General features: G+C 57.2%; 19 protein-coding genes. 6 read left to right on the top strand and 13 right to left on the bottom strand.

Annotated features, from left to right (window positions below; translation table 11 throughout):
- Window positions 1-9: 9 nt before the first annotated feature.
- Window positions 10-1512 carry a carboxypeptidase M32 gene (locus KQI26_RS03345; protein ID WP_216503201.1) on the bottom strand — a complete coding sequence of 501 codons (1503 nt, stop codon included), beginning with the start codon at window positions 1510-1512 and terminating at the stop codon, window positions 10-12.
- 194 nt (window positions 1513-1706) lie between these two features.
- Between KQI26_RS03345 and KQI26_RS03340 the strand changes: the two genes are divergently transcribed.
- Window positions 1707-2027 carry a putative heavy metal-binding protein gene (locus tag KQI26_RS03340; RefSeq protein WP_118748223.1) on the top strand — a complete coding sequence of 107 codons (321 nt, stop codon included), beginning with the start codon at window positions 1707-1709 and terminating at the stop codon, window positions 2025-2027.
- A gap of 82 nt (window positions 2028-2109) precedes the next feature.
- Window positions 2110-2550 (top strand): flavodoxin domain-containing protein, encoded by a 441-nt coding sequence (locus tag KQI26_RS03335; RefSeq protein ID WP_216503200.1) that lies wholly within the window; start codon window positions 2110-2112, stop codon window positions 2548-2550.
- 140 nt (window positions 2551-2690) lie between these two features.
- On the opposite strand, the gene KQI26_RS03330 is transcribed toward KQI26_RS03335, so the two are convergent.
- Window positions 2691-3479: an ABC transporter permease gene (locus KQI26_RS03330; protein WP_216503199.1), complete on the bottom strand. Its 789-nt coding sequence runs from the start codon at window positions 3477-3479 to the stop codon at window positions 2691-2693.
- Window positions 3476-4159 (bottom strand): ABC transporter ATP-binding protein, encoded by a 684-nt coding sequence (locus KQI26_RS03325; RefSeq protein ID WP_371744071.1) that lies wholly within the window; start codon window positions 4157-4159, stop codon window positions 3476-3478. Before KQI26_RS03325 ends, KQI26_RS03330 begins: the two co-directional genes overlap by 4 nt.
- Before the next feature lie 202 nt (window positions 4160-4361).
- Between KQI26_RS03325 and KQI26_RS03320 the strand changes: the two genes are divergently transcribed.
- On the top strand, window positions 4362-4940 hold the full coding sequence (locus tag KQI26_RS03320) for a DNA-3-methyladenine glycosylase I (protein WP_216503240.1): 579 nt from the start codon (window positions 4362-4364) through the stop codon (window positions 4938-4940).
- On the opposite strand, the gene KQI26_RS03315 is transcribed toward KQI26_RS03320, so the two are convergent.
- Window positions 4876-5301 carry a DUF5655 domain-containing protein gene (locus tag KQI26_RS03315; protein WP_216503198.1) on the bottom strand — a complete coding sequence of 142 codons (426 nt, stop codon included), beginning with the start codon at window positions 5299-5301 and terminating at the stop codon, window positions 4876-4878. The genes KQI26_RS03320 and KQI26_RS03315 overlap by 65 nt on opposite strands.
- 112 nt (window positions 5302-5413) lie before the next feature.
- Here KQI26_RS03315 and KQI26_RS03310 point away from each other — a divergent pair, with 112 nt between their 5' ends.
- The 3 genes from KQI26_RS03310 (at window position 5414) to KQI26_RS15660 (ending at window position 6731) form a co-directional block, all read left to right on the top strand.
- Window positions 5414-5725, top strand: a complete 312-nt coding sequence (locus KQI26_RS03310) for a TIGR04076 family protein (RefSeq protein ID WP_216503197.1) — start codon at window positions 5414-5416, stop codon at window positions 5723-5725.
- The gene (locus KQI26_RS03305; protein ID WP_216503196.1) at window positions 5722-6288 is read left to right on the top strand and encodes a 3'-5' exonuclease; all 567 of its coding nucleotides are present in this window, start codon (window positions 5722-5724) and stop codon (window positions 6286-6288) included. Before KQI26_RS03310 ends, KQI26_RS03305 begins: the two co-directional genes overlap by 4 nt.
- Window positions 6289-6455: 167 nt before the next feature.
- Window positions 6456-6731, top strand: coding sequence for a C-GCAxxG-C-C family protein (locus KQI26_RS15660; RefSeq protein ID WP_371744069.1), 276 nt, complete (start codon window positions 6456-6458; stop codon window positions 6729-6731).
- 316 nt (window positions 6732-7047) lie between these two features.
- On the opposite strand, the gene KQI26_RS03295 is transcribed toward KQI26_RS15660, so the two are convergent.
- From KQI26_RS03295 to KQI26_RS03255, 9 genes are all read right to left on the bottom strand, one after another.
- Window positions 7048-7785, bottom strand: a complete 738-nt coding sequence (locus tag KQI26_RS03295) for an EFR1 family ferrodoxin (protein ID WP_216503195.1) — start codon at window positions 7783-7785, stop codon at window positions 7048-7050.
- A gap of 119 nt (window positions 7786-7904) precedes the next feature.
- Entirely contained in the window at window positions 7905-8387 is a 483-nt protein-coding gene (locus KQI26_RS03290) for a TspO/MBR family protein (protein ID WP_216503194.1), read from the bottom strand.
- A gap of 58 nt (window positions 8388-8445) precedes the next feature.
- Entirely contained in the window at window positions 8446-9039 is a 594-nt protein-coding gene (locus KQI26_RS03285) for a sugar O-acetyltransferase (protein ID WP_216503193.1), read from the bottom strand.
- Between the two features lie 20 nt (window positions 9040-9059).
- Window positions 9060-10754: an ABC-ATPase domain-containing protein gene (locus KQI26_RS03280; RefSeq protein ID WP_216503192.1), complete on the bottom strand. Its 1695-nt coding sequence runs from the start codon at window positions 10752-10754 to the stop codon at window positions 9060-9062.
- 207 nt (window positions 10755-10961) lie between these two features.
- Window positions 10962-11393: an arsenate reductase ArsC gene (locus KQI26_RS03275; protein ID WP_216503191.1), complete on the bottom strand. Its 432-nt coding sequence runs from the start codon at window positions 11391-11393 to the stop codon at window positions 10962-10964.
- A gap of 2 nt (window positions 11394-11395) precedes the next feature.
- Window positions 11396-12085, bottom strand: coding sequence for a carboxylesterase (locus tag KQI26_RS03270; RefSeq protein ID WP_216503190.1), 690 nt, complete (start codon window positions 12083-12085; stop codon window positions 11396-11398).
- A gap of 1 nt (window position 12086) precedes the next feature.
- Window positions 12087-12605, bottom strand: a complete 519-nt coding sequence (locus KQI26_RS03265; RefSeq protein ID WP_216503189.1) for a hypothetical protein — start codon at window positions 12603-12605, stop codon at window positions 12087-12089.
- A gap of 42 nt (window positions 12606-12647) precedes the next feature.
- Window positions 12648-13058: a peptide deformylase gene (locus KQI26_RS03260; protein WP_216503188.1), complete on the bottom strand. Its 411-nt coding sequence runs from the start codon at window positions 13056-13058 to the stop codon at window positions 12648-12650.
- Complete coding sequence (locus KQI26_RS03255) at window positions 13055-13627, bottom strand: SGNH/GDSL hydrolase family protein (protein ID WP_216503187.1); 573 nt, start codon at window positions 13625-13627, stop codon at window positions 13055-13057. Before KQI26_RS03255 ends, KQI26_RS03260 begins: the two co-directional genes overlap by 4 nt.
- Window positions 13628-13819 lie beyond the last annotated feature (192 nt).

Below are 13819 nucleotides of genomic sequence, written 5' to 3'. Positions count from 1 at the left end.
GGACCGCCGCTAGATGTTGCGGAGCTTGTTCAGGTATTTATCCCGGAGATAATCCAGGAAATAAGTCTCGGTCAGCTCTTCGCCGGTGGCGTGGAGCAGCACCTCGGTGGGAGTCATGGCCCGGCCGAACTGGTGCACATTGTCATAGAGCCACTGGTTGATGGGTGCAAACTCGCCCTTCTCCACCAGTTCATCAAAGTTGGGCAGCACCTTCTTCATGGCATGGAGCATCTGTCCACCATACAGGTTGCCCAAGGTATAGCTCTGGAAATAGCCGATGTGGCCGGAGGCCCAGTGGATATCCTGCAGCACTCCTTCCCGGGCGTCCTTGGGCACAAGACCAAAGGTCTCCTTGTATTTCTCCCGCCAGATCTCCTCAAAATCATCGGTGCTGGTCTTGCCGTCAAAGCAATCCTTCTCCATCTCAAAACGGATGATGGGATGGAGGCTGTATGTCAGCTCGTCGGCGGTGATACGGTGAAGGGAAGGCTGCACCTTCATCTGGGCCATGTAGAATTTCTCCATGGGCACATCCTTCAGATAGGGGAAGTGCTTCACCGCCACCGGGTAGGCCAGACGCCAGAACTCGGGGGATTTGCCGATGATGTTCTCATAGAAACGGGCCTGGCCCTCATGCATAGCACCGCTCAGGCCGCCCCACAGGCCGCATTCCACCGCCCGGTCATTGGAGCTGTAGCCATAGCGGGCATGGCCGCCTTCGTGGAGCATGGTGAAGATGCCGCCCCATACCCCTTTATAGCTGATGGCAATACGGCTATCCCGGGGGCCGACGCCGGTGCACATGCCGTGGAGCACCTGGCTGTCATGGGCACAGTCGGGATCAAAGCCGGTGAGCAGATTGATCTCAAAGGCCGCATCCCGGCGCTGCTGATGGGTGTAGGGGGTCTCCAGCACGCTGGTATCGATCTTCTCATGCTGGGGCGCGATCTGTTCCATGATCTCCACGATGCCCTTTTTCAGCCCGGCAAACAGCTGCTGCACCCGCTGGGTGTCGATGCCCTCATCCACGGTGCCGCACAGCACATCAAAGGCCGGACGGTTGGGGTCGATGGCTTCTGCCACCCGCTTTTTCAGCTCAAACAGGCCCTTGATGGTGGGTTTATAAAATTCAAAGCTGTTTTTATCCAAAGCATCCCGCCAGGCCATCTGGGCCTGACCGGTGTAGTTGCGCACTTCCACCTGGAGATCTTCGGGCACCTGCACCGCCCGGTCATACCGCTGGCACAGCTCATGGGCGGCCCCTTTCAGATAGATGTCCTCAAAATCTTCCGGCTTCCGCTCCTTCAGGGCGTCTACCACTTTCCGGGTCTCGGGACTTTTCAGTTCGGCCAGAGCCTGGCGGGTGAAATAGCCGCTGACTTCGCCCCGGTAAGGCTGGCCCTTTTTGGAAAGGCCTTCCCACAGATCCCAGCCCATCAGGCCCTGGATGCTGTCATAATACCGCTGGTGGCGCAGGATCTCCAGCGCCTGTTCCATGATTTTGTCTGCCATAGAAAAAACACCCTCCTCTTTTTTCACTGTAAATTCAGTATAAAATACAAACTCCCCCGCCACAAGGGGCAGGCTGAGGGATTCTGAAAGAGAATTTTTGGCTAGTTTGCACAATGTTCGCCCCATCCTCTTTCTCTCTTGCCGGAACTGTGGTACAATTTCCCCACATTTTCAAAAACAAAGGAGGCTTTTTTATGATCGTCACCACAACTCCTACGGTAGAGGGACGCACCATCGGAGAATATAAAGGGATCGTGTTTGGAGAAGTGATCTCCGGCGTGAACATGTTCCGGGACATCGGCGCAGGGCTGCGGAACATTTTCGGCGGCCGCAGCTCCGGCTATGAGGATGAGCTGCAGAATGCCCGGAGCGAAGCTCTGGCGGAGATGCAGCGGCGGGCCAGCGCTCTGGGAGCCGACGCTGTGGTTGGCGTGGATGTGGACTATGAAGTGCTGGGCAGCGACAACGGCATGCTGATGGTCAGCGTCTCCGGCACGGCGGTAACGCTGCGATGAAACCAGTGGTGCTCTATGCCTCCCGCTATGGCCACACCCAGCGCTATGCTCAGTGGCCGGGGGAAAGCCTGGGGGCTGTCCTGTGTGGAATGTCAAAGGGCTCTCCCCCGCATCCCTGGCCTCCTATGACACCATTGTGCTGGGAGGCAGCCTTTATGCCGGATGCATGGGCGGCCTGTCCTTTCTCACCCGGCACGCAAAGGCCCAAAAATGGGTCCTGTTCACCTGCGGCGCAGCCGATCCGGCCCTGGAGGTCATCCGCCAAAACATCCGGGACAATGTGGAAAAGGCCCTGCCGGAAAACCGGCGGGACACGCCCTTATTTTTCCTGCGGGGCGGCTTGGATTACAGCCGCCTTTCTCCCCTTCACCGGCTGATAATGTGGGCATTTCACCAGGCCATTCTGAAAAAGAAGGACCTGACCGAAGTGGACCGGCAAATCCTGAACACCTACGGCAAAACCCTGGATTTTACCCGCCGGGAAACTTTGCAGCCCATTGTGGACTTTCTCCAAAAAGCATAAAAAAACTCTGTGGTTCTCTCCAGACTGTCGAAAAATCGATACTACAAAAAGAATTGCTGCCCCATCTCTTATGAATCCGCAAAAAAGTGGCCTAAGCCACTTTTTTGATGCGCTAAAGAGACCCTGAGGGTCTCTTTTTTTCATATATACAGATCCCGGCGGCAGAAGCCCCACAGGGCCAGGGCGGAAAACAAAACAGCCAGCAAAAGGAGTATTCCGGCGGCAAACAGCCCTTCCCCTGCCATCAGCTTTTCCGGCTGAAACAGGGAAAACAGGGTTACATACTGGAATTTTTCCAGTTTTCCTCCCAGATTGGCCAGCATCTGCATCACCAACATCAAGGTGGGAACCCCGGCCATCAGCGCGGTGCACCGGCTCCCTTCCCCCAGGCAGGAAACCAGAAAGCAGAAGGCCCCCAGGCACAGATGCAGGCACAAAAGCCCCCCATTGAGGCATAGAAGCCCTTTGATGTCCAGATCCCCAGGAAAGAGCACCTGGCAGGATACAATTTCCAGAACAGTACAGTAAAGCAGCAGCCCGAACTGAGTAGAAACGAGCACTGCCAACTGGGTGCCCGCCAGAGAAAGACGGCTCACCGGGGCGGCGCACAGGGCGTACATACTGCCCTTTTCCACATACCGGGCCACAAGCCCTCTGGCCCGCAGGATGGCATAAATCATGGGAAAGGCCAGAAGCAGCATGCCGTACAAATAAGTGGAGAGAAAAGAAAGCAGGGTGTCCCCTTCTCCGTTCATCCCCACCGCCGCCATCAACTGGGGCATCATATCGTAAAATTGCTGGAGGGCCTGCTGGGTCTCCTTGTCATACAGCCCGGCGATCATGACGATATACAAAGTGAGCACGCCGCCAAAAATCACCAGCAGTCCCAAAGACCCCCGCATTTTCCGCCAGAACAGCGCCTTGTTCATTGGTTTTCCCCCTTCCGGTAGCAGCTCAGGAAGATCTCTTCCAGGTCGGCTGCCTTTTTCACTTCCACCCGGCCATTTTCCAAAGCCGTTCCTCCGAAGTCCCGGACAAAGGCCCGGGCGTCCCCTTCTTCCACCTGGAGCACATAGCGGCGGCTGTGTTTTTCTTCCATCTCCCGGACGGTGTCCTGGGTCAGCAGTTTTCCTTGCCGCAGAATACCCACCCGGCGGCAAGTGCGCTGCACTTCCTCAAAAATATGGCTGGACAGCAGAATCACCCGGCCCTTGGCGCCCTCTTCCCCGATGAAATCCACAAATTCCTTTTGCATCAGCGGGTCCAGGCCAGAAGTGGGTTCGTCCAGAATGAGCACCTCCGGCTTGTGGGAAAAGGCGGCAATGATGCCCAATTTCTGCTTTGTGCCCTTGCTCATCTTATGGATGGGGGTGTTCAGATCCACCGGGAACCGGTCCAGCAGCAGCCGGCGGTATCCTTCCCCTGTAAAGCCCCGGTACCGATCGAGAAAATCCAGATAGTCCTCTCCCCGCATCCCCTCCATCAGGGACATCTCCCCGGGGATATACCCCACCATGCGCTGCACCTGCTTCCGGTCCTTCCAGCAGTCCAGGCCGTAAATGGTGCACTGGCCCTTCTGGGGCCGGAGAAATCCCATCAGATGGCGGATCAGGGTGGTCTTCCCGGCCCCGTTGGGGCCCAGAAGGCCGAATGGCTCCCCCCGACTTTACCTGGAAACTCAGGCCGAACACGCCCCGATTCTCTCCGTAGTCCCGGGTCAGGTCTGTCACTTTAATCATACTGTCCTCCTTGTGAAACACAGGGAAAAATGATATTCTGAAGAAAACGCTTATGAAAAGCTGGTGAAAACAATGATCTGGTCCGATGGAAAAACACGCTGCCCCTGGGCAAATCCCCAGAATCCCCTGTATATCCGCTACCACGACGAAGAGTGGGGCGTGCCGGTGCACGATGACCAAAAGCTCTTTGAAATGCTGATCCTGGAAGGCTTTCAGGCGGGCCTTTCCTGGGAATGTGTACTGAATAAACGGGAGCATTTCCGTTTGGTTTTTGACGGCTTTGATCCCCAGAAGGTAGCCCAGTACGGCCCCGAGAAAATAGAGCAGCTGTGCCAGGACAAAGGCATCATCCGCAACCGGCGGAAGATCCAGGCCGCTGTCCTCAATGCCCAGACATTTCTGGACATTCAGAAGGAATTCGGCAGCTTTGACCGTTACCTATGGGATTTTGCAGGGGGCGCTCCCATCCGGGAATGTGGCCTGACCTCCTCCCCCTTATCCGATGCCCTGTCCCGGGATCTGAAAAAGCGGGGAATGTCCTTTGTGGGCACCACCATTCTCTATTCCTATCTCCAGGCGGTGGGGGTCATTTTCTCCCATGAGGAGCCTTGCTTCCTCGCCCCTTGTTTTCCCCAAACTCCCAGGCCATAGCCAAAAAGGAAAACAGCTCCTCGTCCAGTTCTTCCTCCCGCTCCACCAGCACATGGTGGATAAAGCGACCGGGATAGAGCTCCACCACCACGGCCGCACGGGGAGAGGCCAAAGGCTTTCCTAGGCCAAAAGTCACCAGGAGAAAGTGCTCCGGCCAATCCTTTTTCCGACGCACCGGCGGGGAAAAGGCGGCAAAGAGATGCTTCCCATAAAAGCTCACCTGGCTTTTCCCCACCTTCACCCGGGCCTGGGGAAAAGCCTGTTCCATTTTGGCAAACGCCTGGTGATAAAGCTCCAGCTCCCGCTCTTTTCCAGAGAACAGCTGGAATAGATCGGTGAAATATCCTTCCGGCTTTTCCACCCTTCCACTTCCTTTTTTCTGCCATTGTAACACCGGGAAAAAGCCCCGTCAACATTTGCTCCCGGCCTGGTTTTGTGGTACAATCATCCCGCTGCGATAAGGAGGGATCCCCATGCACAAATGCCGGATCACCGTGATGAAACAAACCTGTTACCCCGATCTGATGGCCCAGTATGAAAACCCACTGGAACACGCCTGTGATATGGAAGTGGGACAGGTGTACATTGCAAACGGCTGGAAAAAGCCGGAAGGTTTCTGCCAAAGCGCCTGGGACAGCCTGTCCCCCTTTGTGCTGGCCCTGAGCCATGGGGCGGAGAACTTTTACGACGGCTGGATGAAAAATCCCCGCTCGGCCATGCTCTCCTGCAACGACGGCTTCCGGCCGGTGACCTTCCTTGTGGAAGCCCTGGAGGAGCAGGTATGAAATATGTCGCCTTCGATGTGGAGACCCCCAACAGCCAGAACCGGCGCATGAGTGCCGTGGGCGTCACCCTGCTGGATGAAACCGGAATCACCGGAAATTTCTCCTTTCTGGTCAATCCGGAAACCCATTTTGACCCTTTCAATATTTCCCTCACCGGCATCACCCCGGCCATGGTGAAAAGCTCCCCCACCTTTCCCCAGCTGTGGGAGGAGATGGAGCCGCTGCTTTCCGGCCGCACTTTACTGGCCCACAACGCCCCCTTTGACCTGGGGGTTCTGTCCAAATGCCTTGCAGATTACGGCATCTCCTGGGGGCCGCTGGTTCCTTATCTGTGCACCTGCCGCATGAGCCGCAAGCTTCTGCCGCAGCTTCCCAACCACCGGCTGAATACCCTGGCCGATTATTTTGACATTCCTCTGCGCCACCATGAAGCCGACTCCGACAGCCAGGCCTGCGGAGAGATCTTCCTCCGTCATGTGCGTTCCGGCGCAGATCCCGCACCCTTCCTGCGGCTCTATGACCTGGAAAGGCGCCGCACCCTTCCCCGTGGACGATGGGCTTGAATCCCTTATTTTCTGAAAAGATGGTTCTTGATGCATATGGTTCTTGATGCATATCAAAAAAGAAATCAGCCCAAAAAGTACAGCAGGACGCCGAAAAAAACTTCCGCAAGGGCTTCTATTGCTGCGAAGCCCTGATCTGTGCCATCCGGGACAATTTTGAGCTGGATGTGCCCCAGCAGGTCATCGCCATGGCCTCCGGCATGGCGGTGGGCGCCGGACAAGCCGGGTGTATGTGCGGCGCTTTCAACGGCGGCACAATGGCTCTGGGTCTGTTTTTCTGCCGCACGGAACCCCGTGGGCCGGAGGATCCGCAGTCGGTGAAATGCCTCCAGCTGACCCGGGAGCTGCACGACTGGTTCAAAGAGGCCAACGGCAAAAATACCCTTTGCTGCCGGGTTCTCACCCACCAGTTCACCCTGAGCCCAGAGGAACACGCCCAGTAATGCGTCTGGCTCACTGGTCTGTGCGCCTTGAAAACGACCCAGATCATTGTGCGGGAACTGGAACTCACCGATCTGGACGAGCAGCCTGCCCTGGATAAATAGAAAAAAGCCGCCTTGCAAGGCGGCTTTAATCATGTGGAAAAACGGATCTGGCTAGGGGGACATTTGCCCTACCCCTTATCAATTTGCAAAAACGGCGACCTGTGCGTCGGTTTTTGCACCTCTCAAGGGGCCAGTGTACGCCAAAGGCGTGCACGCAGGCCCTTGCAAAAACTCGAAAAAGTGGCCACAGGCCACTTTTTCGACACGCTCGATCTCAGCAATGCCAGCGATTCTTCCCCCGGGTGCGCCGGCCATATTCGATGGCTTCCGCCGGGCAATGAGCGATGCAGGCCATGCAGTGGATACAGTTTCCCTGCCAATGGGGTTTTCCCTCCACCATGCGGATGTTTCCCATGGGGCACAGGCGCTGACACAGGCCGCAGCTGACGCAGCCATGGGTGCGAAAAGCCTTGTCCTTGATGAAAAACCGGTACATCCCCTGATTGATAGCCCCGCTTTTCAGCCGGTCAAAAAAGGTGGAGCGTTTTTCCGGCAGCCCTTCTCCTTTTCGGATCATCGCCGCCAGCTTGTCCGTCTGGGATTTGGCACGCTCCAGCATCTTGTCTCCCTCTTCCTGGGAAGGAGGCGAAAAGAGTACCAGGTAATTGTCGGGCATCACCACCCCGACCGCGCCCTTGTATTCCCAGCCTTTCTCCTGGCAAAGCGTCCGCAGGCTCTCCCCTGCATTGCCGATCTCCCCGCCGCAGGTCAGGACGAAATAAGCCTGCCGGCTTCCCTCAAACCGGCTGCGGCGGAGAAAATCTACAAACACCCGGGGCGCCTGCCATCCATAGGTGGGACAGACGAAGACCCACGGGGTTTCCGACTGAAAGGCCCCATACTCTCCTTTTTTCATGGTGGGGACGATGTCCACCCATTCCTCTTCCAACTTGGCCCCCAGCCAACCGGCACATTTCCGGCTGTTGCCGGTGCCTGTAAAATAAAGGATCATACTCCCAAAACTCCTTCCCTTGCTCCCTGCGCAGAAAAACGACCCTCAAAGGGCCGTTTTTTCATCGTATCGGCCTTTTTCCTCAGTATAATACACCGTTTCCCAAAGGGCAAGGCCCGTCAGGAATTGAGGAAAAAGACTCCAGCATTGAGATAGGCGGCAAAGAGCACCCACAAAAGATAGGGGATCTGAAGCCGGGCCGCCTTAATATCCACCTGGGAAAACAGGCGGATCATGGCCGCAATCAGCCCCAGCATCACAAGCAGCCACAACAGGGCCAGCCCATAGCGGCCCAGGCCGAAAAAGAGGATGCTCCAGAAAAAGTTGAAACCCAGCTGCAAAAGGAATACCCCCAGCCCACGGCGTCTGGCCTCCGAGGGCGGTGCCAGATAGACCCGGGCGGCTCCCAGGCCCATGAGCACATAGAGCACACTCCACACCACCGGGAACACCCAGCCCGGCGGGGACAGGGGCGGTTTTTGCGCCGTCTGGCTATAAAGCTCCACCCCATCCCGGGTGAGCCATCCGGAAAGGCCACCCACAGCTAGCGCCAACAGCACAAACCCAACATAAGGCGCCCATTTTCTCCATTTTTCCTGCACTGCACATCACTCCCTTTTCAGTATATGAAAAAAGGGAGCAGACAATCCTCACAGAACCTTAAAAAGCCAGATTTTCCACTGCAATCCGGTCCTCCGGCGTCACCGGGCGCAGCACCCGGCAAGGCGACCCCACCGCTACCACTCCCGGCGGGATATCCCGGCAGACCACGCTTCCCGCGCCGATCACCGATCCCCGGCCGATGGTGACACCGCCGCAGATCACCGCATTGGCCCCGATCCACACATCGTCCTCCAGGGTGATGGGCTTGGAGGTGGAAATTCCCTCCCGGCGCTGCTCCGGGTCCAGAGCATGGCCCGCGCAGGCCAGGCACACCCCGGGGGCAATAAAGGCGTTGGCCCCAATGTGCACCGGAGAAGTGTCCAGTATGACGCAGTTGTAATTGATCACAGCCAGGCCGTGAGTATGGATATTGAAGCCATAGTCGCAGCGGAACCAGGGCTCGATAAAGGTCAGGGGATGGCAGGTGCCCAGCAGCTGCTCCAGAATAATCCGCCGCTCTCCCTCGGCCTCCGGCGGAGACTGGTTATACCGCCAGCACAGGCTCTGGGCCCGCTTTTTCAGCCGGGGCGGAATGTTCCTGTTCTGCCCCACATAGCCTTGATCCATTTGCAGAATATCTGAAATTTCCATCTTTTTTGCTCCTTCTGTTATCAATCCATGCCCCGCAGACGATTGAGACAGGCCAGCACTTCGGCCAGCCGGGGCCGGGCCAGAAAAGGCACGCTTCCCTGGCACAATCCTTCCAGCCCCCGCTCTTCCATGATCTTTTCCACCTGCCGGGCGGCCTCCTGCAAACTGCACCGGCCATCCAGCAGCTGCCGGTGAGCATAGAGCAGGGCATAGCCCAACGCGGCGCATTGCTCACTGTCTGCCACTTGCTCCACCTGGCGCAGGTCGATCTCCTCTTTGCCCACGCTCACGGCCTCCCGGCCCATAGCGCGCACCTTTACCCGCTCTCCCCGGAAAGGTGCAAAAGGCCGGGGAACCCGGCGGCTTTCCGGCGCTTTTCCCTCTGGCGCCGGAACAAGTCCCAAGGGAAACCGGGCCGCTTCCTCCTTGGCCCGGGCCGTGAGGTCCCGGGGCACATACCGGTCCATCTGCACCACCTGGTGGGCCACATGGAAAAAGCTCCCCGAGCTTCCCGCCGCCAGAATGGTGGAAACGCCCCATTTTTCATACAGCTCCCTCACCCGCTGGAGGAAGGGAATGATGGGCTCCTGGCCGGGGCTGACCACCCGCTGCATCAGCTCATCCCGATAGAGGAAATTAGTGGCGCTGGTGTCCTCGTCCATCAGCAGCACCCTAGCTCCGGCTTCCATAGCCTCCACCACATTGGCCGCCTGGGAAGTGCTGCCGCTGGCGTCCCGGGTGGTAAAACAGCGGGTATCCCGCCCTGTGGGCAGATCCCGGATAAATAGGGAAATGTCGGTATGCCACACGCTGCGTCCGTCCTCGGCCCGAATTTTCACAGCGGAAGGGTCGGTGATGACAAACTCCCGCCCATCTCCGGCGATGTGGTCATAGACCCCATCCTCCAGGGCCCGCAGCAAAGTGGATTTGCCGTGATATCCCCCGCCCACAATGAGGGTCACCCCTTTTTTGATGCCCATGCCCCGGATCTCGCCCCGGTAAGGCAGAGCAAAACACACCTCCATCTCCGGCGGCGAGAGGAACGGCACCGCCCCTTCCATGGGCCGGTCCGACACCCCCGAAGCCCTGGGCAAAATGCTGCCATTTGCAACAAAAGCACACAGCCCCTGCTCTGACAGATGATCCCGAATATACTGCCGGTCATCGGCCAGCTGGGCCAGGGATGTGAAATAGGCTCCGTCCTTCTCCTTATTATATAGCAGACTGGTTTTCACCAGGGCGGGAAGCTGATCAAAAAGCATCCGGCGCAGGCCATCCCCATCCACGGTGCGGCCAAAGGCGGGAAAGCCCATCTCCAGCCGGAAAAGCACCTCACCGGTGCGGGGATCGATGCGGCAGGCGGTGCGCTCCAGCACTTGCTGGGTGCACTGACTTGTGGCAATCAGGCCGCTGTGCCCCGAGCCCTTCACCCGAAAGCTCTCCTTCTTGGCCCCGGCGGCAAAACGGCGGATCAGCTCATCCTGCAAAGCGATGCGTCGGCAAGGCGTTTCATAAAGCTCCCGAGGAAAGGCGGCCTGCGGCCCGGTCAGACGCAGGCTGAGCCGGGAGGGAGAGGCAAAGGGGTCCCCCTGCACATGGTCAATAGACAAGGTATAAAAGGGAAACCGGTATTCCCCTCGGGTCTCTTTGCAGGCGGGATATCCCCGCCGGTGGATCTTATGCAGAATCTGCTCCAGCTCCCTTTGGCTGTCCATCACAGCCCCTCCTTTGTTGCTTTTTCCTCTATTCTACACCAGATCCCCTGCTTTGTGCTATATAAAAATACTAAAAAGAGAAAAAATATCCTTTCGAGAGAAAAAGGCATCTTCTTTTCTCATACTGCCGCGCCGCCAGAAAAAATGACATTGTTTCTTCCCGATGCTTATGACGCCCTGGGCCAGAAATCCCAGGGCGTTCTCTTTTTATTGGCCCAGCTTTCCCCGCTGGATGCGGCGTTTCAGATCCAGCACCTTTTCCTCAATCCGATCCATCACCTGAAAAAAGGCGCTGTCCTCCTTCCCGCTGGGGTCCTCCAGCCCCCAATCTTCCCGATGAGAGCAGGGCAGCGTGGGGCGCTGCACATTGCAGCCCATGGTGACCACAACATCCACCGGCGGCAGCTGGGACAGGGGCTTATTGTACTGGCTCTCCTCCATCTGAATGCCATACACCTGCTGCATCAGGCGCACCGCCTGGGCATTGATCCGGGAGGCAGGCTCTGTGCCGGCGGAATAGCTTTCGAACACATCGGACGCCAGCTTTTTCCTCAGGGCCTCGGCCATCTGGCTGCGGCAGGAGTTGTGGACACAAAGAAAGGCCACTTTTGGTTTCTGCTGCCCGTTGTGCTGTTCCATCTTTAAATACTCCTTTTCTCCCACTCCCGCAGCACCTCCAGCTGCTCCGGGGTGTGAAACCAGTGTTCTCCCCCCTCCATCACTGTGAGATGGGCATTGTGGTTTTGCACATATTCTTCCACCTGATGGCGGGAAGTCATCGTATCCCCGCTTCCATACAGAATGTCCACAGGGCAGGTCCAGTCATGTACCGGATGCTCCCGCACCCAGCACAAATAATTCCAGGACAGAGTCTGGCCAAAGGATGTGACAATTTCCCCCTGTTCCCGCAATTGCTCTTCCGTCACCCTGGCCCAGACCATCATCGTCCGGATCAGTTCCTCCATATTCAAAATAGGAGATACCAACAGTGCATGGTGAGGGTTCTCAAATGCCAGCATGGCAAAATAGGCCCCGATGCTGTTGGCCCGAAGGGAAACCTGTTCCCATCGCTCTTCAGCCCAGGCCACTGCCCTCCGGATGTCCGGCTGGGCCGCCCAGGGCGTCAGCTCTTCTCCCCGGTTCCGGCGCTGTCCATGGTCAGGCAAATCGATAGCCAGCACCTGATATCCCTTTGGGCAGGCCAAGCGGGCAAAGGCCTCCCCCTCTTCCTTGCACCCCATCTGCCCATGGAGAAACAAATAAGCTTTTTCCCTTGTTTCTCCATATAAAATCGCAGTGGCTCCGCCGATTTCCAGCGATTGCGTTTTCATATCATTCGTTTCCTCTTTTATCATATAGTATCTCTTCCATCCGCTCCAGAGGCAGGCCCAATCCCTCTGCCCCTGCACATCGGCTGGGGTGGGTGTTGACGGCCTGATCCAGCAAAGGCTGGGCCTGCCGGGAGGTGTCCAAACACAGATCCAGCGCCAGCACATCCTCCCAGGCCCGGTTGAGGAAGGCCACCTCCCGCCGGCCATGGGTGCGGGTCAAATCAATATCCCCAGCTTTCTGAAGATACCTATCCACCGCCTCCGGTGCAAATCCAGCCCCGTGCAGGCTGTCCGCCAATCCCTCCCGAAACAACCCGGTGACATCTCCCCACTGAAAAGGGCTCACATCCCAGAGCACAAAGGCATACCGGCTGTGGCAATGAACGGCCAGCATACATTCCCGGCCCCGAAGGCGAATGTTGTGCACATCCCAGCAAAACCGCCTGTCCGGTTCGGTGCCGTAAAGAGGCGGTTTCATTTTCAAAAACCGCTGCAAAGGAAAGGTCAGTCCCAGCTCCATCCGGTCACCTCCCTGCAAAGCAAAGGGTCACGGGGTTTTGATTCATATGATGATCCCTTCACAATGGTCGATCTCATGCTGAATGATCTGGGCCGTCCAGCCGGTAAAGGTGCGGAGACGCTCCTGGAACTTTTCGTTCTGCCAGCGCACCTTGATGGACTGAAACCGGCGGGCCGGGCGCAGGCCCACCAGGGACAGACACCCTTCCCGGGTGTCATAAGGCCCGGATTTCTTCACGATCTCCGGGTTGAACATCACCATGTATGTACCCTCATCATCAAAGGCAATGATCCTTTTGTTGACGCCGATCATATTGGCCGCCATTCCCACGCAGCCTTCCCGATGGTGTTTCAGCGTATCCAGCAAATCGGCGGCAACGGGCAGATCCTCCACGGCAGCCAGCTCTGCCTTTTGGGCCAAAAATGCTTCGTCTTTGCAGATTTCCCGAATCATTTCACATTCTCCTTGTGTTCCAATATCACCTGGCCGATGGTCTCCGCCGCAAGACGGGAACCTTGCTCATTAGGGTGTACGCCGTCGGCGGCATAGAGTTGTTCTCTTTGGCTCAACTGATAAAACCGCTGTCCTACATCGGCCAGAAGGGCTCCATTGTCCTGAGCCGCCTTGCTGTACGCTGCGGACATTGCCAGGGCCATTTCTTCATAATCCCAGCCTTTGCTCTCCAGCTTGCTGCCGCCTTTTTCATAGGCCCAGGTGGCATACAGCACCGGCACAGCCCCATGCTGCCGTATCTGGCTGCAAAGGCGCTCTACGCTGGAAAAGAAGCGCTCGGTTGCCGTAAAGGGGCCGTGGCTCATCTCCTGGAGCACCACACAATCCCAGTTTTCCTCTCTGAGAGCCGCCTGGGTTTTGGCGCCCAGTCTGGTGTTGCCCTTCAGATGCTCTGCCAGCCGGGCCCCACCCCGGGTGTGGCAGACCACTTCTGCCCCGGTGATTTCAGCCAGCATCCGGGGCATCCCATTGGCCGTTGTCAAGCTGTTGCCCAACAAAAGAATCCGCATCCTGCACCTCCCTGTCCCGATGCAGGCTATTCCCATCGCTGCCCGGTGTTTTGCATCCATCATAACAGAATGACCAGATTTCCTCAACAGATCTCCCATTGATTCTTCATCTTCTTCCCTCTCTCCCGCCGCGGATCAAACAAAAAACCGCCTGAAAAGGCGGTTTTTTGTCTTAAAACTCCACAAGGTATC

Source organism: Intestinimonas sp. MSJ-38 (assembly GCF_018917925.1).
Lineage (GTDB): Bacteria > Bacillota > Clostridia > Oscillospirales > Butyricicoccaceae > Pseudobutyricicoccus.
The sequence above is the reverse complement of the archived record's forward strand: the minus strand, read 5'-3'. Positions and strand labels throughout refer to the sequence as shown.